23 protein-coding genes are annotated in these 23,562 nt (G+C 63.8%); 13 read left to right on the plus strand and 10 right to left on the minus strand.

Translation table 11 applies throughout. The features are described 5' to 3' along the window. Positions 1-198 precede the first annotated feature (198 nt). A complete protein-coding gene (gene dalD, locus FFS45_RS35425; protein WP_137959289.1) occupies positions 199-1,605 on the minus strand; it encodes a D-arabinitol 4-dehydrogenase in 1,407 nt (468 codons plus the stop codon). Between the two features lie 396 nt (positions 1,606-2,001). Here dalD and FFS45_RS35430 point away from each other — a divergent pair, with 396 nt between their 5' ends. The 7 genes from FFS45_RS35430 to FFS45_RS35460 all read left to right on the plus strand — a co-directional run bounded on the left by FFS45_RS35430 (position 2,002) and on the right by FFS45_RS35460 (position 10,136). Further along, a complete protein-coding gene (locus FFS45_RS35430; protein ID WP_137959290.1) occupies positions 2,002-2,991 on the plus strand; it encodes an AraC family transcriptional regulator in 990 nt (329 codons plus the stop codon). Between the two features lie 87 nt (positions 2,992-3,078). Continuing rightward, positions 3,079-4,041 (plus strand): substrate-binding domain-containing protein, encoded by a 963-nt coding sequence (locus FFS45_RS35435; protein WP_171029842.1) that lies wholly within the window; start codon positions 3,079-3,081, stop codon positions 4,039-4,041. A 63-nt stretch (positions 4,042-4,104) separates the two neighbouring features. Then, positions 4,105-5,628 (plus strand): sugar ABC transporter ATP-binding protein, encoded by a 1,524-nt coding sequence (locus tag FFS45_RS35440; RefSeq protein ID WP_137959291.1) that lies wholly within the window; start codon positions 4,105-4,107, stop codon positions 5,626-5,628. Beyond that, complete coding sequence (locus FFS45_RS35445) at positions 5,615-6,622, plus strand: ABC transporter permease (RefSeq protein WP_137959292.1); 1,008 nt, start codon at positions 5,615-5,617, stop codon at positions 6,620-6,622. The genes FFS45_RS35440 and FFS45_RS35445 overlap by 14 nt, the downstream gene beginning before the upstream one ends. A gap of 46 nt (positions 6,623-6,668) precedes the next feature. Then, positions 6,669-7,757, plus strand: coding sequence for an alcohol dehydrogenase catalytic domain-containing protein (locus FFS45_RS35450; protein ID WP_137959293.1), 1,089 nt, complete (start codon positions 6,669-6,671; stop codon positions 7,755-7,757). Between the two features lie 100 nt (positions 7,758-7,857). Continuing rightward, the gene (locus FFS45_RS35455) at positions 7,858-9,402 is read left to right on the plus strand and encodes an FGGY-family carbohydrate kinase (RefSeq protein WP_137959294.1); all 1,545 of its coding nucleotides are present in this window, start codon (positions 7,858-7,860) and stop codon (positions 9,400-9,402) included. Further along, on the plus strand, positions 9,399-10,136 hold the full coding sequence (locus tag FFS45_RS35460) for an SDR family oxidoreductase (RefSeq protein ID WP_137959295.1): 738 nt from the start codon (positions 9,399-9,401) through the stop codon (positions 10,134-10,136). Before FFS45_RS35455 ends, FFS45_RS35460 begins: the two co-directional genes overlap by 4 nt. Before the next feature lie 50 nt (positions 10,137-10,186). Here the strand turns inward: FFS45_RS35460 and kynA are convergent, their stop codons facing one another. The 3 genes from kynA to kynB are packed head-to-tail and all read right to left on the minus strand — an operon-like array spanning position 10,187 to position 13,119. Beyond that, on the minus strand, positions 10,187-11,185 hold the full coding sequence (gene kynA, locus FFS45_RS35465; RefSeq protein WP_137959296.1) for a tryptophan 2,3-dioxygenase: 999 nt from the start codon (positions 11,183-11,185) through the stop codon (positions 10,187-10,189). A 10-nt stretch (positions 11,186-11,195) separates the two neighbouring features. Next, positions 11,196-12,446 (minus strand): kynureninase, encoded by a 1,251-nt coding sequence (kynU, locus tag FFS45_RS35470; RefSeq protein ID WP_137959297.1) that lies wholly within the window; start codon positions 12,444-12,446, stop codon positions 11,196-11,198. Positions 12,447-12,474: 28 nt separating this feature from the next. Next, on the minus strand, positions 12,475-13,119 hold the full coding sequence (gene kynB / locus FFS45_RS35475) for an arylformamidase (protein WP_137959298.1): 645 nt from the start codon (positions 13,117-13,119) through the stop codon (positions 12,475-12,477). A 131-nt stretch (positions 13,120-13,250) separates the two neighbouring features. Between kynB and FFS45_RS35480 the strand changes: the two genes are divergently transcribed. Further along, positions 13,251-13,766 carry an Lrp/AsnC family transcriptional regulator gene (locus FFS45_RS35480; RefSeq protein WP_137959299.1) on the plus strand — a complete coding sequence of 172 codons (516 nt, stop codon included), beginning with the start codon at positions 13,251-13,253 and terminating at the stop codon, positions 13,764-13,766. A 34-nt stretch (positions 13,767-13,800) separates the two neighbouring features. Here the strand turns inward: FFS45_RS35480 and FFS45_RS35485 are convergent, their stop codons facing one another. Beyond that, positions 13,801-14,310, minus strand: a complete 510-nt coding sequence (locus FFS45_RS35485) for a flavin reductase family protein (protein ID WP_137959300.1) — start codon at positions 14,308-14,310, stop codon at positions 13,801-13,803. Between the two features lie 245 nt (positions 14,311-14,555). On the opposite strand from FFS45_RS35485, the gene msrA reads away from it, so the two are divergent. Beyond that, entirely contained in the window at positions 14,556-15,104 is a 549-nt protein-coding gene (msrA, locus tag FFS45_RS35490; protein ID WP_137959301.1) for a peptide-methionine (S)-S-oxide reductase MsrA, read from the plus strand. A 61-nt stretch (positions 15,105-15,165) separates the two neighbouring features. Here msrA and FFS45_RS35495 read toward each other — a convergent pair whose 3' ends face one another. The 3 genes from FFS45_RS35495 to pdxH form a co-directional block, all read right to left on the minus strand. Then, complete coding sequence (locus tag FFS45_RS35495) at positions 15,166-16,431, minus strand: DUF72 domain-containing protein (RefSeq protein WP_137959327.1); 1,266 nt, start codon at positions 16,429-16,431, stop codon at positions 15,166-15,168. 190 nt (positions 16,432-16,621) lie between these two features. After that, the gene (locus FFS45_RS35500) at positions 16,622-17,836 is read right to left on the minus strand and encodes a cyclopropane-fatty-acyl-phospholipid synthase family protein (RefSeq protein WP_137959302.1); all 1,215 of its coding nucleotides are present in this window, start codon (positions 17,834-17,836) and stop codon (positions 16,622-16,624) included. A 150-nt stretch (positions 17,837-17,986) separates the two neighbouring features. After that, positions 17,987-18,628 (minus strand): pyridoxamine 5'-phosphate oxidase, encoded by a 642-nt coding sequence (gene pdxH / locus FFS45_RS35505; RefSeq protein ID WP_137959303.1) that lies wholly within the window; start codon positions 18,626-18,628, stop codon positions 17,987-17,989. 319 nt (positions 18,629-18,947) lie between these two features. Here pdxH and FFS45_RS35510 point away from each other — a divergent pair, with 319 nt between their 5' ends. Then, positions 18,948-19,820 carry a tRNA threonylcarbamoyladenosine dehydratase gene (locus FFS45_RS35510; RefSeq protein WP_137959304.1) on the plus strand — a complete coding sequence of 291 codons (873 nt, stop codon included), beginning with the start codon at positions 18,948-18,950 and terminating at the stop codon, positions 19,818-19,820. A 32-nt stretch (positions 19,821-19,852) separates the two neighbouring features. Here FFS45_RS35510 and trxA read toward each other — a convergent pair whose 3' ends face one another. Next, positions 19,853-20,701: a thioredoxin gene (gene trxA, locus FFS45_RS35515; RefSeq protein WP_137959305.1), complete on the minus strand. Its 849-nt coding sequence runs from the start codon at positions 20,699-20,701 to the stop codon at positions 19,853-19,855. A 114-nt stretch (positions 20,702-20,815) separates the two neighbouring features. Continuing rightward, positions 20,816-21,697 (minus strand): pirin family protein, encoded by an 882-nt coding sequence (locus FFS45_RS35520; RefSeq protein WP_137959306.1) that lies wholly within the window; start codon positions 21,695-21,697, stop codon positions 20,816-20,818. 159 nt (positions 21,698-21,856) lie between these two features. Here FFS45_RS35520 and vapB point away from each other — a divergent pair, with 159 nt between their 5' ends. The 3 genes from vapB (at position 21,857) to FFS45_RS35535 (ending at position 23,456) form a co-directional block, all read left to right on the plus strand. Beyond that, positions 21,857-22,093 carry a type II toxin-antitoxin system VapB family antitoxin gene (gene vapB, locus FFS45_RS35525; protein WP_137959307.1) on the plus strand — a complete coding sequence of 79 codons (237 nt, stop codon included), beginning with the start codon at positions 21,857-21,859 and terminating at the stop codon, positions 22,091-22,093. After that, complete coding sequence (locus FFS45_RS35530; RefSeq protein WP_137959308.1) at positions 22,093-22,494, plus strand: type II toxin-antitoxin system VapC family toxin; 402 nt, start codon at positions 22,093-22,095, stop codon at positions 22,492-22,494. The genes vapB and FFS45_RS35530 overlap by 1 nt, the downstream gene beginning before the upstream one ends. 80 nt (positions 22,495-22,574) lie before the next feature. Beyond that, positions 22,575-23,456, plus strand: coding sequence for an EamA family transporter (locus FFS45_RS35535; protein ID WP_137959309.1), 882 nt, complete (start codon positions 22,575-22,577; stop codon positions 23,454-23,456). Positions 23,457-23,562 lie beyond the last annotated feature (106 nt).

Here is a 23,562-nt window from a genome sequence, read left to right on the forward strand (position 1 = left end):
GGGCAACAGCAGGGCAACAGCAGGGCAACAGCAGGGCAACAGCAGGGCAACAGCAGGGCAACAGCAGGGCAACAGCAGGGCAACAGCAGGGCAACAGCAGGGCAACAGCAGGGCAACAGCGGGACAGCCCCGCTGACACGTGGCGCCATTCGAACTGCGGGCGCAGGCAGGGGGCGCGGTGGGCGCGCCCCCCAAACCTCATGCGCGGCTGGCCAGCCACGCATCCACGCGGGCCAATGCACCGCGTAACGCCTTCTCCAAATGCGGCGTCTGCGCCATGCTGCCCCACAGCAGCCGATCGGCGCAGAACGCCTGCAGCGGATCGGGCGCGGCAAAGAAGCCGCGCGCCACATGCTCGTCCATCACGCCATCTTGATACGCATACGGCAATTTGCCGGCCTGCCAGCGCTCGAGAAAGCGGAAGAACAGCGCCGGCAGCACCGCAGTGGCGGCCGGCTCGACGCCGCGCTCGAAGCATTCGGCGAGTGTCGGCGCAATGAAGCCGGGGATCTTCGAAAAGCCGTCGGCTGCGACGCGCTGGTTGGTGTCCTGAATATGGGGATTGCCGAAGCGATCCAGCACGATATCGCGGTAGCGCGCCAGATCGAGCGGGCTCGGCGTGAGGCAGGGGATCACGTCCTGGGTGACGTAATCGAAGGCGAACTGGCGGATTTCCGGGTCGTGCGTGCCTTCGTGGATGTAGTTCAGCCCCACCAGCGTCCCCGCCCACGCGATGCAGCTATGGGTGGCGTTGAGGATGCGGATCTTGGCCTCTTCGTACGGCACGACCGACTCGACCAGTTCCGCGCCGACCCGTTCCCACGCCGGACGTCCGGCACAGAAACGGTCTTCGATCACCCATTGGATAAACGCCTCGCCCATCACCGGCACCGCGTCGTCGAAACCGGTGGCGGCCAGCACGCGTTCGCGCACGTCGGGGGTAGGCCGCGGCGTGATACGGTCGACCATCGAGCTCGGCGAGGTCGTGTTGGCGTCGAACCAGGCGCGCAGCGCGTTGGCGTTGCGCTGCTCCAGAAACTGGCTCATTCCCGCATGAAAGCGTTCGCCGTTGCTGCGCAGGTTGTCGCAGCTTTGCAGCGTCACCGGGCCGGCATTGCGCTGCATGCGCGCTTCGAGAATCGCCGCCAGCGCGCCGTAGATGGTGGTGCGCGCGCCCTTGAGGTCGGCGGCGAGATCGGCAAGGGAGGTGTCGAGCTGGTCGTGCTCGTCGAGGTAGTAGCCGCCTTCGGTCACGGTGAACGCGATGATCTTGCAGGCTGGATCGGCGCCGGCTGCGATCAGGCCGTCAAGGCTCTCGGACCACGGCACGACGCGTTCGATTGAACGCACCGTCTCATACGCCCGCTCACCGGCAGGCGTCACGGTTTCGAGCGTATAGACGCCGTCTTGCGCCGCGAGCGCGTCGAGCACGGGATTCATGTCGCCGCGAATATTGCCCACCGTGAGCGACCAGCGCGCTTCGCCTTCCTTGCGTAGCTCGTTCAACCGGTGCAGATACCACGCCTGATGGGCGCGATGAAACGATCCTGCGCCTATGTGCAAGATCACCTGGGCGTCCGCGACGCCGCCTTGGCCGCTACTCATGTGCGTCTCCTGGAAGTGCTTCGCGCACGGTCTGGGCGTGCGCTTTCTGATTCGGAGCATTTGCTCTGCATGTGAGCGAATGATCGTACCCGGCGAATCGAAAGTCAAGGCGGCAAACGCCTCAATCTGTGGCGCAGCGCCGCGTGGCGGGCCTTGTACGGACTGGGCAGGGAGTGCGCTGCGTTGTGTGGAGCGACTTCGCGGGGCTGCTGCGTTGCATCAAATTTGACCTTCAAAGCGTCCGGACTAACCCGAATGCAAAAAAGTATCGGTCCGCGGTTTCATTTTTAGTGGTGCGCCGCGCCTTTGGGGGTTAACTTTCACTACACAAACCGAAGCCCGGCGGTGCACTCAAAACCAGCGCTGCAGCCAGGCCGCTTCAATGGAGGAAGACACGTGCAACCCGATCTCGAACTCGTGGCTGTGCGCCGCGACGAATCGTTCAAGGCGTGGTACCACGGTTATCCGTACCGTACGGTGCGCTGGCATTTTCACCCCGAATACGAAATCCATCTGATCGTGGCGACCACGGGCAAGATGTTCGTCGGCGATCACATCGGCAGCTTTGCGCCCGGCAATCTGGTGCTGATGGGGCCGAACCTGCCGCACAACTGGGTGAGCGACGTGCCCGAGGGCGAGACCATCGAGCAGCGCAATCTGGTCGTGCAGTTCGGCCAGGAGTTTGTCGCGCATTGCATGGAGAGCTTTCCCGAGTGGCGCCAGGTGGAAGCCTTGCTGGCCGACTCGCGGCGGGGCGTGTCGTTTGGCGCGCAGACCAGCGCGGTGATCCGGCCGCTCTTTCTCGAACTGCTGGAGGCGCGCGGCTTGCGGCGCATCGTGCTGTTTATGTCGATGCTCGAAGCACTGGTGAGCGCTCAGGATACCGAACTGCTGGCGAGTCCGGCGTATCAGGCCGATCCGACCGGGTTCGCTGCGACGCGCATCAATCATGCGCTGTCGTATATCGGCAAGAATCTGTCCTCTGAGTTGCGCGAGTCGGATCTCGCCCAACTGGCGGGCCAGAGCGTCAGCGCGTTCTCGCGCTATTTTCGCCGCCATACCGGCATGCCGTTCGTGCAGTACGTGAACCGCATGCGCATCAATCTCGCCTGCCAGTTGCTGATGGACGCGGAGTTGAGCGTGACCGACATCTGCTACAAGGTCGGCTTCAACAACCTGTCCAATTTCAACCGGCAGTTCCTGATCGCCAAGGGCATGGCGCCCTCGAAATTCCGCCGCTACCAGCAGTTGAACGACGCGAGCCGCGACGCCTCCGAAGAAGCGGCCGCCCGTGGCGCCGGCATCGCCAATGCGCCGGCAATCGTGCCGGCCGTCCAGACCCATAGCCACACGCGGACCGCCCCGGCCGCCTATCCACCGACGTAACGCCTCACCTCACCCGTGTTTCAACACTCATCGCGTGGCTCAAGACCGCGCGAGGGATGTACTCATCCTCAAAATCTGGAGACAGCCATGACGCAAACCACGCTGAAGCAGCTTCCGTTCAATTCCATCGCGCATCGTGCGCGCCTGTCGGCGATGTGCGCGGCGCTCGCGCTTGGCATGTCGCTCGTCGGCGCGAGCGCTGCCCATGCTGCGCCGCTGAAGATCGGCATGACGTTTCAGGAACTGAACAATCCGTACTTCGTGACAATGCAAAAGGCGCTCAACGATGCGGCGGCATCGATCGGCGCGGATGTGGTGGTCACCGACGCGCACCATGACGTGAGCAAGCAGGTGAGCGACGTCGAAGACATGCTGCAGAAGAAGATCGACATCCTGCTGGTGAACCCGACGGATTCGACCGGCATCCAGTCGGCAGTGGTCTCGGCCAAGAAGGCTGGCGTGGTGGTGGTTGCCGTGGATGCGAACGCGAACGGTCCGGTCGATTCGTTCGTCGGCTCGAAGAATTTCGACGCCGGTCAGATGTCCTGCGATTACCTCGCCAAGTCGATTGGCGGCAGCGGTGAAGTGGCGATTCTCGACGGCATTCCGGTGGTGCCGATCCTGGAGCGCGTGCGCGGCTGCAAGGCCGCGCTCGCCAAGTTTCCGAACGTGAAGATCGTCGATACGCAAAACGGCAAGCAGGAGCGTGCCACCGCCCTGACCGTCACCGAGAACATGATCGAGGCGCATCCCAACCTCAAGGGTCTTTTCAGCGTGAACGACGGCGGCTCGATGGGCGCGCTCTCGGCCATCGAATCGTCGGGCAAGGACATCAAGCTGACGAGCGTGGACGGCGCGCCTGAAGCGATTACGGCGATCCAGAAGCCGAACTCGAAGTTCATCGAAACCTCCGCGCAATTTCCGGCCGACCAGGTGCGCACTGCGCTTGGCATTGCGCTCGCCAAGAAGTGGGGCGCCAATGTGCCGAAGGCCATCCCGGTCGACGTGAAGCTGGTCGACAAGAGCAACGCGAAGGGCTTTAGCTGGTAAGCCGTATGCGAGCGGCGCGCCCATGCAGCATGCCGTGCCGCTCGTGCAGCAAAGGAGGACCCGATGGACTCGATACTCAAGCTTGACCGTATTACCAAGAGCTTTCCTGGCGTGAAGGCGCTGCAGGGCATTCACCTCGAGATTGCGCGCGGTGAGATTCATGCGCTGCTCGGCGAGAACGGCGCGGGCAAGTCAACCTTGATGAAGATTTTGTCCGGCATTTATCAGCCCGACGAAGGGACCATCACGCTGGATGGCGAGGAGCGGCACTTCGCCAGCTATCACGATGCGGTGGCCGCCGGCGTGGGCATTGTGTTCCAGGAGTTCAGCCTGATTCCATACCTGAACGCGGTGGAGAACATGTTTCTTGGCCGCGAGTTGCGCAATGGCGTCGGCATGCTCGACCGGGCACGGATGCGGCGCGCCGCGGCGGAGATTTTTGCGCGGCTGGGCGTGACGATCGATCTCTCGGTGCAGATCCGCGAGTTGTCGGTCGCGCAGCAGCAGTTCGTGGAAATCGGCAAGGCGCTCTCGCTCGATGCGCGCATCCTGATCCTCGACGAACCGACGGCGACGCTCACGCCTGCCGAAGCCGGGCATCTGTTCGCGATCATGCGTGAGCTGAAGCAGCAGGGCGTGGCGATGATCTTCATCTCGCACCACCTCGAAGAGATCTTCGAAGTGTGCGACCGCATTACCGTGCTGCGCGACGGGCAATACGTTGGCATGACGGAGGTGGCGCAGACCGACGTGGAGCGGCTCGTCGAAATGATGGTGGGGCGGCGCATCGAAAGCAGTTTTCCGCCCAAGCCGCCGCTGCGCAGCGATGCGAAAGTCGTGCTCGACGTGAATGCATTGCAGTTGCAAAAGGACGGACCGGTGAATCGCTTCTCGCTGCACGAAGGCGAGATTCTCGGCTTCGCCGGACTGGTCGGCTCCGGCCGCACTGAAACCGCGCTGGCGGTGATCGGCGCGGATCCTGCCCACGTCAAGGACATTCGCATCAATGGCGTGGTGGCTAACCTGTCGGACCCGGCCGACGCTTTGCGGGCCGGCGTCGGCATCCTGCCGGAGAGCCGCAAGACCGAAGGGCTCATTACGGACTTCTCGATCAAGCAGAACATCTCGATCAACAATCTAGGCAAATACCGCTCGCTGCGCTTCTTTATCGACCAGCGCAGCGAAGCGCGCGCCACCGCCGACATCATGAAGCGCGTCGGCGTCAAGGCGCCGGGTATGCATACCGAAGTCGCCACGCTCTCTGGCGGCAATCAGCAGAAAGTGGTGATTGCGCGCTGGCTCAACCATCACACCAACATCCTGATCTTCGACGAACCGACGCGCGGCATCGACGTCGGCGCGAAAGCGGAGATCTACCTGCTGATGCGCGAACTCACTGCGCGCGGTTACTCGATCATCATGATCTCGTCCGAGTTGCCGGAAGTGGTCGGCATGTGCGACCGCGTGGCCGTGTTTCGTCAAGGCCGCATCGAAGCGATCCTCGAAGGCGACGAGATCGACTCGAACGCCGTGATGACCTATGCCACAGCCGGCTCTTCTCGTGGAGCAAGCCATGAACACGCCTAATCCTTCTTCATCGCCCAAGACATCCGCCGTTGGCGGCAACACGGCCGGTGCGCCGGTTCGTCTCTCGTGGGCCGTCCTGAAACGCTCGACGGTGTTCTATCCGTTCATCGGTCTGCTGGTGGTGTGCCTCGTTATGGTGTTCGCGAGCAACAGCTTTCTGTCGGCGGCGAATATCGAGAACGTACTGCGCCAGGTGTCGATCAACGCCATCATCGCGGTCGGCATGACCTGCGTGATCCTGACGGGCGGCATCGACCTCTCGGTGGGGTCCGTGATGGCGCTCTCGGGCACGCTCGCAGCGGGCCTGATGGTTGCAGGGATGAATGCGGTGGCGGCGCTGGTGGTGGGCATTGCGGTGGGCCTCGGCTTCGGCGCGGCGAACGGTTTTTTCGTCGCTTATGCCGGTATGCCGCCGATCATCGTCACACTAGCGACCATGGGCATTGCACGCGGCCTCGCGCTGATCTACACGGGCGGCTATCCGATCGACGGCCTGCCCGACTGGGTCGGCTTCTTCGGTAGCGGCAAGGTGCTGGGCGTGCAGGCGCCGGTCGTCATCATGCTGGTGATCTACGCGATTGCGTGGGTGCTGCTCGAACGCATGCCGTTTGGCCGCTACGTCTATGCGATCGGCGGCAATGAGCAGGCCACGCGGCTCTCCGGTGTGCGCGTGGCGCGCGTGAAGCTGATCGTCTACATGCTGGCGGGGCTGACCTCCGCCTTCGCTTCCATCGTGCTGACCGCGCGCCTGATGAGCGGTCAGCCGAACGCCGGCATCGGCTTCGAACTCGATGCGATTGCCGCGGTGGTGATGGGTGGCACATCGATTTCCGGCGGACGCGGCTCGATCATCGGCACGTTGATCGGCGCGCTGCTGCTCGGTGTGCTGAACAACGGCCTGAACATGGTCGGCGTGAACCCGTATGTGCAGAACGTGATCAAGGGCGGAATCATCCTGCTCGCGATTTATATCAGCCGCGATCGCCGCAAGTGATCTCCCGCTTCGACCGATTGATTTTCCTTTCTCGCAGGACAAGGCAATGACGACTCAAGACAATACGCAGAACATGACAGCCATCGTCTGTCATGCACCTAAAGATTATCGCGTCGAACGGGTAGCCAAACCCAGGGCACGCGCGCATGAACTGGTGATCCGCATCGCGGCGTGCGGCATTTGCGCGAGCGACTGCAAGTGCCACTCCGGCGCCAAGATGTTCTGGGGTGGTCCCAGCCCCTGGGTGAAAGCGCCGGTGATTCCGGGGCATGAGTTCTTCGGCTTTGTCGAGGAACTGGGCGAGGACGCGGCCGAACATTTCGACGTGAAGGTGGGCGACCGCGTGATCGCGGAACAGATCGTGCCGTGCGGCAAATGCCGCTATTGCAAATCCGGCCAGTACTGGATGTGCGAAGTGCATAACATCTTCGGCTTTCAGCGCGAGGTCGCGGACGGCGGCATGGCCGAGTACATGCGCATCCCGCCGACCGCGATCGTGCACAAGATTCCTGATGGCATCTCGCTGGAAGACGCGGCAATCATCGAGCCGCTCGCCTGCGCGATTCATACGGTCAACCGCGGCGATCTGCAGCTCGACGATGTGGTCGTCATCGCGGGCGCGGGACCGCTCGGCCTGATGATGACGCAGGTCGCGCATCTGAAGACGCCGAAGAAACTCGTGGTGATCGACCTGGTGGAAGAGCGTCTTGCGCTCGCCCGCGAGTATGGCGCGGACGTCACCATCAATCCGAAGCAGGACGATGCGCTGGTGATTATCCAGTCGTTGACGCAGGGTTATGGTTGCGATGTCTACATCGAAACCACCGGTGTGCCGGCAGGGGTCACTCAGGGCATGGACCTGATTCGCAAGCTCGGACGCTTCGTCGAGTTTTCAGTGTTCGGCAGCGAGACTACAATGGACTGGTCGGTGATCGGCGACCGCAAGGAACTCGACGTGCGCGGCGCGCATCTGGGACCGTACTGCTACCCGATTGCTATCGATCTGCTGGCGCGCGGGCTGGTGACGTCGAAGGGCATTGTGACGCACGGCTTTTCGCTCGAAGAATGGGACGAGGCGATCAAGATCGCGAACTCGCTCGATTCGATCAAGGTGCTGATGAAGCCGCGCGCCTGACCCGATGCCCGGGCGCAGCGCCGGAGCACCCGCCAGTGCACTCTGGCGCGCTCGTGCGGACATAAGCGCACGCAACAGGCGGCACAAGAACGGAGACAGTATGGATTACGTTATCGGCGTCGATATCGGCACCCAGAGCACGAAAGCGCTGCTGGTCGATCAGCACGGCGCGATCGTCGCGCAGCACGCGAGCAGCTACCAGCCGGATACCCCGAAGCCGCTCTGGGCCGAGCAGTGGCCGGCGGTGTGGCTGAAGGCGGTGGTGCTCTGCATTGCGCGCTGCGTCGAACAGGCCAAGGCGAAAGGCGTAGCCGCCGCGTCGATCAAGGCCGTTTGCGTGAGCAGCCTGTACGGCGGCTCGGGCATTCCGGTCGACAGCGAAATCCGCCCGCTTTATCCCTGCCTGATCTGGATGGACCGCCGCGCGACCGATCAGGTCGAATGGGTGCGCAAGCATGTCGACCTCGAACGTCTCTACGCGATTACCGGCAACGGCGTGGACAGCTATTACGGCTATACGAAAATGCTGTGGCTGCGTGAGCACGAGCCGGATGTGTGGTCGAAGACGCGCTACTTCCTGCCGCCCAATGCTTACCTGATCTACCTGCTGACGGGCGAAGTCGCAGTGGATCACAGTTCGGCGGGCAACATCGGCGGCGTCTACGATATTGCGCGGCGCGACTGGTCGGACGAGGCGCTCGACATGCTCGGCATTCCGGCCACCATGATGCCGGAGCGGCTCGTCGACTCATCCGAAGTGGTGGGCAGCCTGCTCTCGCAATGGACCGATCAGCTCGGCCTGAAGGCCGGCACACCTGTGGTCGCGGGCGGAGTCGATGCGGCCATGGCGACCTTTGCAGCGGGCGTCACGCGCGCCGGCCAGCATGTTGCCATGATCGGCACCAGCATGTGCTGGGGCTACATCAACCAGAACGTCGATGCGCACCATGGCCTGATCAGCATGCCGCACGTGTTCAACGGCCAGCACGATATCTACATCTTCGGCGGCGCGATTACGGCGGGCGCATCGGTCACGTGGTATCGCGAGCAGTTCTGCCATGCCGAAACCGAAGCGGCGCGTTCGTCGCCGCACGGCGATCCGCATAAGCTGCTCGAAGAGGCCGCCGAAAAGATTCCCGCGGGTTCGGACGGCGTGCTGTTTCTGCCTTATCTGATGGGCGAGCGCAGTCCCGTATGGGATGCGAAGGCGAGCGGCGCGTTTGTCGGCCTGAGCCTGTTTCATACGCGGGCGCATTTGTATCGTGCCGTGCTGGAAGGCGTGTCGTTTGCGCTCAAGCACAATATCGAAGCGGGACGCAAAGGCGCGCAGTCGCTCGACGACAAGCTGATCGTCGTAGGTGGCGCAGCGCATTCCGACCTGTGGATGCAGATCATTGCCGACATCACCGGCTATACCGTCTTCACCATCGAGCAGGAAGTGGAGGCCGCAATGGGGGCCGCGCTGCTGGCGGCGGTGGGCGTCAAGCTGGTGTCGCACGAGGCGGCGCAAGGCGGATGGGTCACGCTCATCGAGCGGGCCCGGCCGGCCCCCCAGCGTGTCGCTTTGTATGCCGAGCGCTTTGGCGTCTACACTGATTTGTACCCTGCCTTGAAACCGGTCATGCACCGGCTGCAACCCACATGAAAACGACCTTCGATTTTTCCGGGCGCTCGGTGCTGGTGACGGGCGCGTCGAGCGGTATCGGCCGCGCTACCGTCGAGTTGCTGTGCGAGAGCGGCGCAAGCGTTGTGGCGGCGGCGCGTAACGTCAACGAACTGGCGCGCCTCGCGGAGGAGACTGGCTGCGAGCCGCTGGTGCTCGATGTCGGAGATCCGGTCGCGATTGACGATGCCCTCGCCGGTCTCGATGCATTCGATGGTCTGGTGAATTGCGCGGGTATTGCGCTGCTCGAACGGGCGGTCGATACGAGCGCAGCGAGTTTCGATCACGTGATGGCGGTGAACGCGCGCGGTGCGGCGCTGGTGGCGCGGCATGTGGCGCGTGGGATGATCGACGGCAAGCGGCAGGGCAGTATCGTCAACGTGTCGAGCCAGGCGGCGCTTGTTGCGCTCGACGATCACCTTAGTTACTCCGCATCGAAGGCGGCGATGGATGCGATCACGCGGGCGTTGTGCATTGAACTCGGGCCGCATGGGATTCGCGTGAACAGCGTGAATCCGACGGTGACGCTCACGCCGATGGCCGTGCAGGCATGGAGCGATCCGGCTAAACGCGGGCCAGCGTTGCAGGGGATTCCGTTGCGGCGGTTTGCGGAACCGCGTGAGGTGGCGGAACCGATTGTGTTTTTGTTGAGCGATGCGGCGGCGATGATTAGCGGGGTGGCGTTGCCGATTGATGGGGGGTATACGGCGCGCTGAGCAACACGCGCGCCGTATTTGAGACTGGGTGCGATTATCGGGTGGGTGGACTAAAGCATCGTCCTCACATGCCACAACTCCGGAAACAGCACCACATCCAGCATCTTGCGCAGATACACCGCCCCACTCGTGCCACCAGTCCCCTGCTTGAAGCCGATAATCCGCTCAACCGTCGTCACATGCCGAAAGCGCCATTGCCTGAACGCATCTTCGAGATCGACCAGTTCCTCGGCCATCTCATACAGCTCCCAATGCTGTGACGGATTGCGATAAACCTCGAGCCATGCCGCTTCCACCGACGCGTCGTGCGTAGTCGGCTGCGTCCAGTCGCGCTCTAGCCGCTCAGGCGCAATCGCGAAGCCGCGCCGCGACAGCAACCGGATCACTTCGTCATAGAACGAAGGCGCTTCCAGCGTAGCCTTGACTTCGGCAAGTATGTCGGACCGATGCGCATGCGGCTTTAGCATCAGCTCATTCTTGTTGCCCAGCAGGAACTCGATCTGCCGGTACTGATGCGATTGAAACCCGGACGAGCTGCCCAGATACGGCCGCATCGCGGTGTATTCGGAAGGCGTCATTGTCGACAGCACATTCCACGCCTGCACCAGTTGCTCCATGATGCGCGAGACCCGAGCCAGCATCTTGAAGGCGGGCGGCAAGTTGTCCCGATGCACCGCATCGAGCGCGGCACGCAGTTCGTACAACGCGAGCTTCATCCACAGTTCGCTCGTTTGATGCTGGATGATGAACAGCATCTCGTTGTGATCGGGCGAGAGCGGATGCTGGGCGGAGAGGATCGACCCCAGCGACAGGTAATCCCCATAGCTCATCGACTTCGAAAAATCGAGCTGGGCGTTGTGCCAGCCATCGCTGTCGCCATCGCCGGCCGCCGCCGGCGCGTATGGTGCTTGCGGTGCTTGCGGTGCCGAGGCCGCGTGAGCCGCCGCAGCGCCGCTGCCGTGGCCAAAGGGGCATCCACCTTGAATCGGCGCCGCACCGGATGCTTCCGGCGAACCGGGAATCCCCGGCGTCTGGATAGAGTCGGTCATCGCGCGCTCCTCAGGTCACCGCACCGCGAGCGGCAAATTCAGGCGCACGCCAGGCCTCGGTGGCGAGTACCTCATGCAGCGTTTCGACGGCGTCCCACACATCGACAAAGCGCGTGTACAGCGGCGTAAAGCCGAAGCGCAATACACGCGGCTCGCGATAATCGCCGATCGCGCCGCGCGCGATCAGCGCCTGCATGACTTCATAACCGTGCGGATGTTCGAAGCTCGCATGCGAGCCGCGCTGCGCGTGGTCGCGCGGCGTGACAAGCGTGAGCGGAAACTCGGCGCAGCGCGCTTCGACCAACTGGATGAACAGATCGGTCAGCGCCAGCGACTTGCGGCGGATCGCCTGCATATCGGTTTGCAGAAACACATCCAGCCCGCATTCGACGAGCGCCATCGACACCATCGGCTGCGTGCCGCACAAGAAGCGCCCCACGCCGTCGTCCGGTTTGTAGACCGGGTTCATCTCGAACGGCGCGCGGTGGCCCCACCAGCCCGATAGCGGTTGCGCAAACGCATTCTGATGGCGGTGCGGCACCCATACGAAGGCCGGCGAACCAGGGCCGCCGTTCAGATACTTGTAGGTACAGCCCACCGCATAGTCAGCGCCGACGCCGTTCAGGTCCACCGGCACTGCGCCCGCCGAATGCGCGAGGTCCCACAGCGCAAGCGCGCCCTTGTCGTGAATCAGCTTCGTCAGCGCGGCCATGTCGTGCATGTAGCCGGTGCGGTAGTTCACGTGCGTGATCATCGCAATCGCGGTATCGGCGCCGATTGCCGCCGGCAGTTCGGCAGGGTCGTCGACGAGGCGCAACTCGTAACCGCGGTCGAGCTGCTCGATCAGACCTTGGGCGATATACAGGTCGGACGGGAAATTCGAACGCTCGGAGACGATCACGCGCCGCTTCGGATCGCGTTCGTTGGCGACGCGCACGGCGGCCGAGAGCAGCTTGAACAGGTTGATCGAAATCGTATCGGTGACCACCACCTCGTTGTGCGCCGCGCCGATCAGCGGCGCGAGCTTGTTGCCGAGGCGCCGCGGCAGCGCGAACCAGCCCGCGCTGTTCCAGCTACGGATCAGTCCTTCGCCCCACTCGGCGGCGATCACGGAGTGCGCGCGCTGCGCAGCCGCCGAAGGCGGCACGCCGAGCGAGTTGCCGTCGAGATAGATGGTGTTCGCTGGCAGCGCGAACTGCTCGCGCAGCGGACCCAGCGGGTCGGCGCGGTCGAGCGCTACGGCTTCGTCACGGTTTTTCATGGTGGTCCAGAGTAAAAAATCAGCGGGATCAGGTGAGGTCGGCGGCGGGCAGGGCGCGCAACACGGCGCGCACCGGGCTCGCATCGAGCGTGGCGAATTTGAGCGGCAGCGCGATCAGCTCGTAGTCGCCGGGCGCCACGTCATCCAGCACAATGCCTTCGAGAATCGCCATCCGGTGCGCGCGGATGCGGTGATGAGCGTCCATGGTCTTCGATTCCTGCGGGTCCAGCGACGGCGTGTCGATGCCGATCAGCCTGGCCCCGTGCGCCGCCAGCAGGTCGATCGTCTCGGGTGCGACCGCGCAGAACCCGCTGTCCCACGCCGTAGTGGGCGCATGCCGGTACGTGCGCAGCAGCACGCGCGGCGGCAGGCGGTCGAGCGCGCCGCGCACGTGCCCGGGGGTGACGAGCGGCGTGGCGCCGATGCAGTGGATCACACGGCAGCGGCCCAGATAGGCGTCGAGCGGTACCGCGCCGATGGCGGCGCCCTCGGCGTCGTAGTGGAGCGGCGCATCGGTGTGTGCGCCGGTGTGCGGCGAGAGCGTGAGCCGGGCGACGTTGACCGGCGAGCCGGCCTCCATGCGCCAGACCCGCTCGATCGTGACCGGCGTATCGCCCGGCCAGACGGGCGTTGCGGCGTCAATGGCGGGGGTGATGTCCCAGAATGTAGTCATGTCTCCGATGTGCCTTGCAGTCTATGGCAGGAATGATAGGCGGGGCTTCGCGAAATGTGCTTGCGAAAAAATCTCGTTTTTTGGGCTCCCTTGGAACATAATTTGATTTAAATAGGAAAGGGAGACCGAATATGAACGCGATCTCGCTCGACGCCACCGATTGCCGTATCTTGACGGTGCTTCAGCAAGAGGGAAGGATCAGCAATCTCGACCTGGCGGAGCGGATCTCGCTCTCGCCCTCGGCCTGTTTGCGCAGGCTGCGGCTGCTGGAAGAGCAGGGGGTTATCGAACGTTACCGGGCGTGCCTGAACCGCGAGGTGCTGGGCTTCGAACTGGAGGCGTTTGTGCAGGTGTCGATGCGCAACGACCAGCAAAACTGGCACGAGCGCTTCGCCGAGGCGTTGCGGGACTGGCCGGAGGTGGTCGGGGCTTTCGTCGTGACGGGCGAAACCCACTACCTGCTGCGGGTGCTGGCGCACAACCTGAAGCACTATTCGGATTTCGTGCTGCAGCGGCTCTACAAGGCGCCCGGCGTGATGGATATCCGCTCGAACATCGTCCTGCAGACGCTCAAGGAGGATTCGGGCGTGCCGGTGGCGCTGGTGCCCGGGGCGATGGCCAGAACCAGCGTGACGGCGGGCGACTGACGGGAAAGGCGGAGAAAGGGTTGGCTGCGGCCGCCTAGAGCGGCTTCAGGCCGTGGAACTGCCCGTTCTGAAACACCAGCGGCGCGACCTCGCCCGCGTCCTCGCGGATGCCGCAGCGTTCGACTTCGCCCACAAAAATGACGTGGTCGCCTTCTTCATAGCGGCTGCGGTTGTGGCATTCGAACCACGCCAGCGCGCCGTCGAGCACCGGCATGCCCGAGTCGCCCGCGGCGTGCGAGACGCCTTCGAAGCGGTCGCCTTTGACGGTGGCAAAGCGCTTGCACAGATCGAGTTGCGACGCGGCGAGCACGTTGACCACATAATGACTGTTCGCCTGGAACACCGGCATCGACGCCGAGCGGGTCGCGAGGCTCCACAGTACGAGCGGCGGCGCGAGCGATACCGAATTGAACGAGCTGGCGGTGATCCCGATCAACTGTCCCGATTCCGCCCGGGTCGTAATAACCGTGACGCCGGTGGCAAACTGGCCCAGCGCCTTCTTGAAGGCGACCTGGTCGAAATTGGGTGGCGTGGCGCGCTTCATTGGACGCGGGTCCACTGGGCAGGCCGGGCGGCCGCGGGTCGTGCGCGAAGGGAATGGATTGAATCGAAAGTCATGTAGAAAATCGGCGATTTGCCCCAATTTTAACGGAATCGCGGACGAACTGGCCGCGAACCTTGGCCGCTATCGGTACCGCTAGCCGCTGCGACCGGCGTGGCCGGTTGAGCGTGGCCCGGCCAACGTGGCCCGGCCCGAACGCGGGTGGCAATCAACTAGGAGCATGCAGCATGAGTCAGACAGGTGAAGTCGCCACCCTCGGTGGCGGATGTTTCTGGTGTCTCGAAGCAGTGTTTCTCAGCGTCGACGGCGTCAATGCCGTGGAGTCCGGCTACGCCGGCGGCCACGCGGAGCGGCCGACCTATGAGCAGGTGTGCGACGGCAACACCGGCCACGCGGAAGTCGTGAAGGTCGACTTCGATCCGGCGCGCATCAGCTACCGCGAAATTCTCGACATTTTCTTCGCGATCCACGATCCGACCCAGCTTAACCGCCAGGGCAACGACGTCGGCACGCAATACCGCTCGGTGATCTTCACGCATTCGGAAGCGCAACGCGAGACGGCGCTGCAGGCGATCCGCGAGATTGCCGCCGAAGGCATCTACGACGGGCAGATCGTCACCCAGGTGCTGCCGCTCGACGGCAACTACTGGCCGGCCGAGGCTTATCATCAGAACTATTTTGCGCAGCACCCGAATCAGGGCTATTGCTCGTTCGTGGTGGCGCCGAAGGTCGCGAAGTTTCGCCAGAAGTTCGCGCATCGGGTGAAGGCGGACTAAGCATAACGGCGGGGGCGGCTGCGCGCCCCTGACTGTGGGGGCCGCACGGCGCAAACTGTGTCTATGCCGGCTCGTGCGCCGGTGCAGCGTGCGCGCCGCCGCCTGCGCTTTCGTCCTTCAGACGCACGTAGGCTTCGATAATCGCCCGCGCCAGTTTCACACAGGTCAGCGGCGCCGATCCTTCCGCCTTGTTGTTCACCGCAATCACCACCGGCTGCCCGGCGATCGCATAACGGGCGGCCAGTTCGGCCAGCGCCGTGCGCGTGGCCGGATCTTCGTCGACCAGCCGGTCGAACGGCTCGTACTTGGCCTTCGCCTGTTCGTACTTGAAGCCGCCGTGCAGGCTCCAGCGCACGATCAGCGGGCCGGCCGGCTCGCCGTCGAGCAGCGCGAGCGCGGCCGCCTGGCGCAGCGGCTCCGGCATGCGCGCATGAATCCCCACGCAATACCGCACCCCAGCCGCTTTCAGCGTGCGGATGAAGCGCGGCGTCAGCAGGCAGGCGTCGCGAATCTCGACCGCGTAGCGCGTGCCTTCGGGCAAGGGCGGCAGCGCCGCAAGGAAGGCCGCGAGTTGCTCGATAAAGCCCGCCGGGTCGGCCAGCATCTGATCGGGCAGCGGCGAGAACTGGAACACCAGCGCGCCGGCCTTGGCGCCGAGGCCGTCGAGACATGGCCGCACGAACTCGTCGGCGGCCAGTTGGGCGTTCAGGAAGCACGGGTTGAGCGAGACCGGTTCGCCGCGCTCGGCGCGCACCGTGGCGTCCGTGACGAGAGCGGGCGCCTTGATGATGAAGCGGAAGTGTTCCGGCACCTGCTGCGCGTAGCGCAGGTAGTCGGTAACCGTGAGCGGCGCATAGAACGAGCGGTCGATGCTGACCGTGCGCAGCAGCGGATGCAGGCCGTAGGCGCTGAGGCCGTCGCGCGACAGTTTGCTGTTGCTGTAGTCGTCGCCGTAGACAATCCCCTTCCAGCCCGGAAACGACCACGTCGAGGTGCCCAGGTGAATCTGCGGCGGCAACCCGGCGGCGATTTCCAGTATCTCGGCAGAGGGTTCGGCCGCCAGCACTTCGCGGGCGCGGCGCTTTTTGGGGGCGGCGGTGGGCGCTTCGCGCGATTCGGCGTTGGTTTTGGCTTCCGGTTCCGTCTCGGCTTCGGTGGCCTCGGGCTCGTCTTCCTCTTCCCACAGCGAGGCGGCGAACGCATTGCGTGCCTGGCGCGTCCGGTTCGTGCCCGAAGCAATGCCTGAGTTGCTGCCTGAATTGCTGCCTGAGTTGCTACCCGGCGCAGCTTGAGAGGCGGGCGCAAGCACGCTCGCCTCGACCGGCATGCCGAACAGATCCAGTTGCCCGGCGTCGGCCTCCGGCGTGGTCTTCTCTCCGTAAGCGTCAGTGCCCGTTGCCGCATGCGTCACTGACGGAAATTCGCGTGCTCCGCCTTCGTCCATCGATTTCCGGTCTTGCTGTCAAAGGTTGCGCCGGAGCGGCTGCGCGGCGGTGCTGTGCTCCGGCGCAACCGCCTCACAGCGGTTTGTCGTACATGTATCGCCGCGACCACGGCAAGGTCTTTGCGCTGCGGCCGCTCTTGCGGCACACCACCTGGTAGATCGACACGTCGTCGTTCTCGAACGCATACGCGCAGCCGGCCAGATACACGCGCCAGATGCGGAATTTTTCGTCGTCGACGAGCTTGTGCGCCTCTTCCGCGTGGGTTTCGAAATTTTCCGCCCAGATATCGAGCGTGTGCGCATAGTGACGGCGCAGGCTTTCGACGTCAACCGCTTCGAGGCCGCCGCGCTGCATCGATTCGAGTGCGAGACTGATATGCGGCAGTTCGCCGTCCGGGAACACGTAACGGTCAATGAACTCGCCGCCGCCAAGCGCCGTTTCGCCGCTGTCCGAATCGCTCGACGTGATGCCGTGATTCATCGCAATGCCGTCGTCCACCAGCAGATCGTGGATTTTTTGGAAATAGCCCGGCAGATTCTTGCGGCCGACGTGCTCGAACATGCCCACACTCGTGATGCGGTCGAACTGGCCTTCCACGTCGCGGTAGTCCTGCAGACGGATCTCGATCTTGTCTTCGAGACCGGCGGCCTTGACGCGCGCAGTCGCCAGATCGAACTGGTTCTGCGACAACGTGACGCCCAGACACTTCGCACCGAATTTCGACGCCGCCCTCAGGACGAGCGCGCCCCAGCCGCAGCCGATGTCGAGCAGACGCTGACCGGGCTGCAACTGGATCTTGGTGAGGATGTGGTCGATCTTCTTGATCTGCGCCGTGGCGAGATCTTCATCGCCGTTTTCGAAGTACGCACACGAGTACACCATGTTCTCGTCGAGCCACAGCTTGTAGAACTCGTTGGAGACGTCGTAGTGATACTGGATGGCCTTCTTGTCCGACGATTTCGAGTGATTGAAGTAGCGCCGCACGCGCGCCAGCTTGCTCGCACTGGTGACGGTGCTGCGCGCCAGCGAGTAGCCGATGTTGATGATGTCCGACAGCTTGCCTTCGATGTCGATCTTGCCTTTGACGTACGCTTCGCCGAGATTGTCGAGGCTGGGCTCGAGCAGATACGGCAACGCGGTCGCGCTCTTCACATGCAACGTGACCTGAGGCGCGGCAAACTGCCCGAAGTCATGTTGCTGGCCATCCCAAAGCACAAGGCGTGCTGGCAGGTTCGCCTTGGTTTTTACGTCTTCCACCCACTGCGCCAGCTTTTTCTCCCAGAACATGTGATTTCTCCGTGTCCGATGAAATACAAAGCAAAGCTCTTCAGGTTGCTACGTGCCGTGGCCCGATTCCCAGGCCTCGATGGCCGCGCAATCCTGCCGGTGCGCGCGCTACTTCTACGGCAGATCGGGCGCGCCGGCGTTGATTGAGTTTCAGGGCGACAGCCGGGCGATCTGCCACTCGCCGCCTTCTGCCGCACGCGTGTAGAGCAGCCGGTCGTGCAGGCGCGACGGCCTGCCTTGCCAGAATTCTATGGCGTCCGGCGCGAGCCGGTAGCCGCCCCAGTGCGGTGGCCGCGGCGGATGCTCGCCGTATTGCGCGCTGATTTGCTTCTCGCGCGCTTCCAGCACCGCGCGGTTTTCGATCACCTGACTCTGCTCCGACGCCCACGCGCCGATCCGCGAACCGAGCGGACGCGAGTGGAAGTACTGGTCGCTTTCGGCCGGGCTCGTTTTCACGACCGCGCCTTCAATGCGCACCTGGCGCTCCAGTTCGATCCAGTAGAACAGCAGGCTCGCGTGCGGATTGTCCGCGAGCTCGCGGCCCTTGCGGCTATCGTAGTTGGTGAAGAACACAAAGCCGCGTTCGTCGACGCCCTTGATGAGCACGATCCGGGCCGAGGGGCGGCCGCGCGAATCGACCGTCGCGAGCGTCATGGTATTCGGCTCGGGCAGTTTCGCCTCGACGGCCTGGGCAAACCATGTGTCGAATTGGCGAAACGGGTTCGGGTCGACATCCGCGACATCCAGTGAACCCAGCGAATAGTTTTTTCGAAGTTCGGCGAGTGAGGTCATGTTCTTATGCAGACGCTTCAGTTAGGCCAGTATAGCTAAGGTAGGAATTTCCTGCGTGCGCCGCGACAATGGGCAGGGCGCCTCGCAGGCAGGACGTGAGCGTCGGTTATGACGCGTTCAGGCAAAATAGCGGATTCGCGCCGGCGTGTGTTTCTCGCCTGTGTGGCCGGGTGCCGTTTGCTTGCGCTTCGACAGCTTTTGTCTGCTTTTCGGTTTGCTGACTGATGTGCTGTTGTGTCGGTTGGCTCATGCGCTTTCCGGCGCTCATTTCGCCGCTTTTTTGTTTGCTTCCATGTCCGTCCCCGACGAGCCCCAGACCATGTCGACGCCTAGTCCTGCCGTTGTTTCCGATCTTACTACCAGCCCCGGCGGCTTTGAAGCCGCCGACCATGCGCGGCGTTTTGGCGGCATTGCCCGGCTGTATGGCGCACCGGCGCTGGCGGCGTTCGAGCGCGCGAGCGTCGCGGTGATCGGCATCGGCGGGGTGGGCTCGTGGGTGGCGGAGGCGTTGGCGCGCAGCGCGGTGGGTTCTCTGACCCTGATCGATCTGGATAACGTGGCGGAGAGCAACACCAACCGGCAGATCCATGCGCTCGACGGCAACTACGGCAAGCCGAAAGTCGAAGCGATGGCTGAGCGGATCAGGCAGATCAATCCGCTATGCAAGGTGCGCCTCGTCGAGGACTTCATCGAGCCGGACAATTTTGCGGCGCTGCTGGGCGGCGGTTTCGACTACGTGGTCGATGCGATTGACAGCGTGCGCACCAAGACCGCGCTGATTGCATGGTGTGTCGAGCAGGGGCAGCGGTTGATCACGGTGGGCGGTGCGGGCGGCCAGCTCGACCCGACGCGCATCCGTATCGACGATCTGGCGCTGACGATTCAGGACCCGCTGCTTTCGAAAGTGCGTGCGCAACTGCGCAAGCAGCACGGTTTTCCGCGCGGACCGAAGGCGAAATTCAAGGTGAGTGCGGTGTATTCGGACGAGCCGCTGATCTATCCCGAAGCGGCGGTGCCGGCCGGCGCCGATGAGCAAACCGAGGAACTGGCGACGCCGCTGCCGTCCACGCCGGCCGGTCCGGTCGGGCTGAACTGCGCGGGATTTGGCTCTAGCGTATGCGTGACGGCGAGCTTTGGCTTCGCCGCGGCTGCGCATGTGCTGCGCGCGCTGGGGCAGGGCGCGGCAACTTAGGCGGGAGGCCGGGCTAAGCCGGCCCCGTCAGATCAGAACAGCGCTGCGCTCAGCTTGCGCCGCCATTGCGAGACGATTTCCGGCTGGTGCGCCGCCAGATCGAATACGGACAGCATCGTCTTGCGGCCGATGTCGTCGCGGAACGTGCGGTCGCGCTGCACGATGGCGAGCAGATGCTCTAGCGCCCCGGCGTAGTTGCGGCGGGCGATCAGGGCGCTCGCGAGGTCGAAACGCGCTTCCAGGTCGCCGGGCTCGGCAGCCACGCGGGCTTCCAGCGCGTCGGTGGGCGGCAGGTCAGCCACCGCGTCCAGGGCGTCGAGGCGCGTCTTGATCGCGTTGAAGCGGGCGTCGATGCCTTGCGTGGTTTTCGGCGCCAGCAGATCCACCTGGTTGCGCGCTTCGTCGATGTGATTGTCTTCCAGCAGAAGCTCGATCAGATCGAGGCGCGCGTCGTCGTAGCCCGGGTCATACGCGAGGGCGGCTTTGAGTGCGTCGTACGCGTCTTCGCGGCGGCCCTCGGCAATCGCCACCTGCGCTTCGGCGCGCGCGGCGTCGGCGCCCTGCGGCACCAGCCGGTCAAGGAACTCGCGCAACTGACCCTCCGGCAGCACGCCGACGAACTGGTCGACGGGGCGTCCATCAGCAAATGCCATGACATGCGGAATGCTGCGCACCTGAAAATGCGCCGCCAGTTCCTGGTTTTCGTCGACGTTCACCTTCACGAGTTTCCACTTGCCGGCGTACTCGGCCTCGAGTTTCTCCAGCATCGGGCCGAGCGTCTTGCACGGGCCGCACCACGGCGCCCAGAAGTCGACCAGCACGGGGGCAAGCGTCGAGGCGGTGATGACATCCTTCTCGAAAGTGGCCAGGGTTGTTTCCATTGCATCCTCGTCGGTATAACGGTTCGTGCCTGTATATGGGGGCGAATGCCGCGGGTTCAATGTCTGCCCGCCGCAGATTCAGAGCGTGCTGGGCGCGCGATGCGCCGGGCGTGCTTAATGCGCCTTGCGTTCGGGCAGCGGAATCCACTCCGTCTCACCGGGCACCTGGCCCATTTCCTGGTGGGTCCATGCGAGCTTCGCCTGCTCGATTTTCTCACGCGAACTGGCGACGAAATTCCATTCGATAAAGCGTTCGCCGTCCAGTTTTTCGCCGCCGAGCACCATCACGGTGGCGCCGTTGCTGCTGGCGAGCGTGACCGTTTCGTCGAGCGCCAGCACGGCCATCTGGCCGACTTCGAGCGGCGCGCCGTCGATCTCCAGATCGCCGTCCACCAGATAGACGCCGCGCTCCTCGTGCTCCGGCTCAAGTGCGAACGCGCCGCCCGGCGTGAAATAGGCGGCCACATACAGCGTGCCCGAGAAGGTCGTCACCGGCGAGGTCTCGCCGAACGCCGTGCCGGCGATGACGCGCAGCCTGACGCCGTTGCGTTCGATTTCCGGCAGCGTGGCGGCGGGGTGGTGCTCGAAGGACGGCTCGACCTCTTCGTGGTCGAGCGGCAGCGCGACCCAGGTCTGGATGCCGTGCATGGTCTGGCCTTGGGCGCGGTCCTCGGCGGGCGTGCGTTCCGAATGGACGATGCCGCGGCCGGCGGTCATCCAGTTGACGTCGCCGGGGACGATTTTCTGCTCCGAGCCGATGCTGTCGCGATGCATGATGGCCCCTTCGAACAGATAGGTGACGGTGGCGAGGCCGATATGCGGATGCGGCCGCACGTCGAGGCCGACGCCCGGCGCGAGCGTGGCGGGGCCCATGTGGTCGAAGAAGATGAACGGCCCGATCAGGCGCGCGGCCATCGCCGGCAGCACGCGGCGTACCGTCAGGTTGCCGACATCGCGCAGGTGGGGCTTGAGGACTGCTTTGATCGAGGAGGACATGGGGCAGGCTCAGGGTGGGTGGAGGATGCGGTCATTCTACTGGTGTGCGGGGGATGATGCTGTTTGGGAGGACAGATGCACTATGTACACACATGTATTTACATTGCCGGCTTCGAAGCCTATAGTACATCCATGTACATCCGTAGTTGGGAGTTCAATATGCATACGACCAAAGTCTTCAGGAATGGCAATTCGCAGGCCGTGCGCATTCCTGCTGAACTGGCTTACGAGCGTAGCGATCTCGAGGTCGAGATCGAGCGTGTCGGCGACGAACTGCACATCCGTCCAATGCGGCGTCCGCTAGCGGGCGTGTTGAAAAAATTCGCGAAATTCGGGCCGGATTTCATGGTGGATGGGCGCGGTGACCATGAGCAGGCCGAGCGCGAGGATCTGTAATGCCGCGTTACATGCTCGACACCAACATGTGCCTCTACCTGATGAAGAACCAGCCGGAGCAGGTCGCCGAGCGTTTTGCCGAGTGTTTTGTCGGCGATGTGGTGATGTCGGCGATTACGTATGCCGAGCTGGAATTTGGCGTGACCGTCTCGGCGAACCGTGCGCGTGAGCGGCGAAATCTCGCTGCCCTGATCGAAGACATTCCGGTGCAGCCGTTCGACAGCGCCGCGGCAAGCGCCTATGGGCCAATTCGGGAGGCTACCCGTGAGCGCAAGCAGGACCAGCTCGACAAGCTGATTGCGGCGCATGCCTTATCAATGGACGTGGTGCTGGTGACCAACAACGAACGGGATTTCGTCGCCTATCCGGGCGTGAGAATCGAAAACTGGCTCAACGCCTGAAGCCCTTACCCCAGCGTGGGCTATTGGGCCACTGGCTCCGCTAAACTGTCGGTCTTCCGAAAAGAACCAAGGAGACGGCCATGGCGCCGAAGGACTTGCTGCTGGCGCTGGTGGTGGTGATCGCCTGGGGCGTCAACTTCGTGGTGATCAAGGTGGGCCTGCACGGCGTTCCGCCGATGCTGCTCGGGGCGCTGCGCTTCACCCTTGCCGCGGTGCCCGCGGTGTTTTTTGTCAAACGTCCGCAGATGCCGTGGCGCTGGCTCCTCGCCTACGGCGCGACCATCTCGTTCGGCCAGTTCGCGTTTCTCTTTTCCGCCATGTATGTCGGCATGCCGGCGGGGCTCGCCTCGCTGGTGCTGCAGGCGCAGGCTTTCTTTACGCTGATCTTCGCTGCACTGTTTCTGCACGAGCGGTTCCGCGCGCCTAACGTCATCGGCCTCGCCATCGCGTCCGGCGGTCTCGCCGTAATCGGCATGCAGGGCGGTCATGCCATGACGCTCGCCGGCTTTGTGCTCACACTATGCGCGGCCGGCTCGTGGGCGCTCGGCAACATTGTCACCAAGAAGGTCGGCAAGGTCGACCTGGTGGGACTGGTGGTGTGGGGAAGCCTGATTCCGCCTTTGCCGTTCTTTGCGCTCTCCTACGCGTTCGAAGGTCCGCAACGGATCGCCGCTGCGCTGTCGGGTATCGGCGCCGCCTCGGTCTTCGCGGTCGTGTATCTCGCCTTTATCGCGACGCTGCTGGGCTACAGCCTGTGGAGCCGCCTGCTCTCGCGCTACCCGGCAAGCCAGGTGGCCCCGTTTTCGCTGCTCGTGCCGATTATCGGCCTCGCGTCCGCCGCGCTTCTTCTGGACGAGCAGTTGACCTCACCGCAGATCGCGGGCGCCGCGCTCGTGATGGCTGGCCTCGCGGTGAACGTGTTCGGCGGCTGGCTGATGCGGCGCCTCGCGCTGGCGCGCTGAGCTTAGGCGCCGCGTACGGAAGTCTGCGGACGCGAACAGGACCTGGGGTCACACCGCGCCCCTCAAAGACAAGCGGCCGCACGCAGCGGCCGTTTCTACTCATAGG

It is taken from the genome of Burkholderia sp. 4M9327F10, from assembly GCF_005503145.1.
GTDB lineage: Bacteria > Pseudomonadota > Gammaproteobacteria > Burkholderiales > Burkholderiaceae > Paraburkholderia.

Excerpts from the sequence above, each read along its gene's own strand:
- pdxH (WP_137959303.1), bottom strand. The coding sequence starts at position 18,628 with ATGACCTCACTCGCCGAACTTCGAAAAAACTATTCGCTGGGTTCACTG.
- FFS45_RS35500 (WP_137959302.1), bottom strand. The coding sequence starts at position 17,836 with ATGTTCTGGGAGAAAAAGCTGGCGCAGTGGGTGGAAGACGTAAAAACC.
- FFS45_RS35485 (WP_137959300.1), bottom strand. The coding sequence starts at position 14,310 with ATGAAGCGCGCCACGCCACCCAATTTCGACCAGGTCGCCTTCAAGAAG.
- FFS45_RS35480 (WP_137959299.1), top strand. The coding sequence starts at position 13,251 with ATGAACGCGATCTCGCTCGACGCCACCGATTGCCGTATCTTGACGGTG.
- dalD (WP_137959289.1), bottom strand. The coding sequence starts at position 1,605 with ATGAGTAGCGGCCAAGGCGGCGTCGCGGACGCCCAGGTGATCTTGCAC.
- FFS45_RS35530 (WP_137959308.1), top strand. The coding sequence starts at position 22,093 with ATGCCGCGTTACATGCTCGACACCAACATGTGCCTCTACCTGATGAAG.
- FFS45_RS35455 (WP_137959294.1), top strand. The coding sequence starts at position 7,858 with ATGGATTACGTTATCGGCGTCGATATCGGCACCCAGAGCACGAAAGCG.
- kynU (WP_137959297.1), bottom strand. The coding sequence starts at position 12,446 with ATGAAAAACCGTGACGAAGCCGTAGCGCTCGACCGCGCCGACCCGCTG.
- msrA (WP_137959301.1), top strand. The coding sequence starts at position 14,556 with ATGAGTCAGACAGGTGAAGTCGCCACCCTCGGTGGCGGATGTTTCTGG.
- FFS45_RS35495 (WP_137959327.1), bottom strand. The coding sequence starts at position 16,431 with ATGCCGGTCGAGGCGAGCGTGCTTGCGCCCGCCTCTCAAGCTGCGCCG.
- FFS45_RS35520 (WP_137959306.1), bottom strand. The coding sequence starts at position 21,697 with ATGTCCTCCTCGATCAAAGCAGTCCTCAAGCCCCACCTGCGCGATGTC.
- kynB (WP_137959298.1), bottom strand. The coding sequence starts at position 13,119 with ATGACTACATTCTGGGACATCACCCCCGCCATTGACGCCGCAACGCCC.
- FFS45_RS35435 (WP_171029842.1), top strand. The coding sequence starts at position 3,079 with ATGACGCAAACCACGCTGAAGCAGCTTCCGTTCAATTCCATCGCGCAT.
- kynA (WP_137959296.1), bottom strand. The coding sequence starts at position 11,185 with ATGACCGACTCTATCCAGACGCCGGGGATTCCCGGTTCGCCGGAAGCA.
- FFS45_RS35460 (WP_137959295.1), top strand. The coding sequence starts at position 9,399 with ATGAAAACGACCTTCGATTTTTCCGGGCGCTCGGTGCTGGTGACGGGC.
- FFS45_RS35450 (WP_137959293.1), top strand. The coding sequence starts at position 6,669 with ATGACGACTCAAGACAATACGCAGAACATGACAGCCATCGTCTGTCAT.
- vapB (WP_137959307.1), top strand. The coding sequence starts at position 21,857 with ATGCATACGACCAAAGTCTTCAGGAATGGCAATTCGCAGGCCGTGCGC.
- FFS45_RS35510 (WP_137959304.1), top strand. The coding sequence starts at position 18,948 with ATGTCGACGCCTAGTCCTGCCGTTGTTTCCGATCTTACTACCAGCCCC.
- trxA (WP_137959305.1), bottom strand. The coding sequence starts at position 20,701 with ATGGAAACAACCCTGGCCACTTTCGAGAAGGATGTCATCACCGCCTCG.
- FFS45_RS35440 (WP_137959291.1), top strand. The coding sequence starts at position 4,105 with ATGGACTCGATACTCAAGCTTGACCGTATTACCAAGAGCTTTCCTGGC.
- FFS45_RS35535 (WP_137959309.1), top strand. The coding sequence starts at position 22,575 with ATGGCGCCGAAGGACTTGCTGCTGGCGCTGGTGGTGGTGATCGCCTGG.
- FFS45_RS35445 (WP_137959292.1), top strand. The coding sequence starts at position 5,615 with ATGAACACGCCTAATCCTTCTTCATCGCCCAAGACATCCGCCGTTGGC.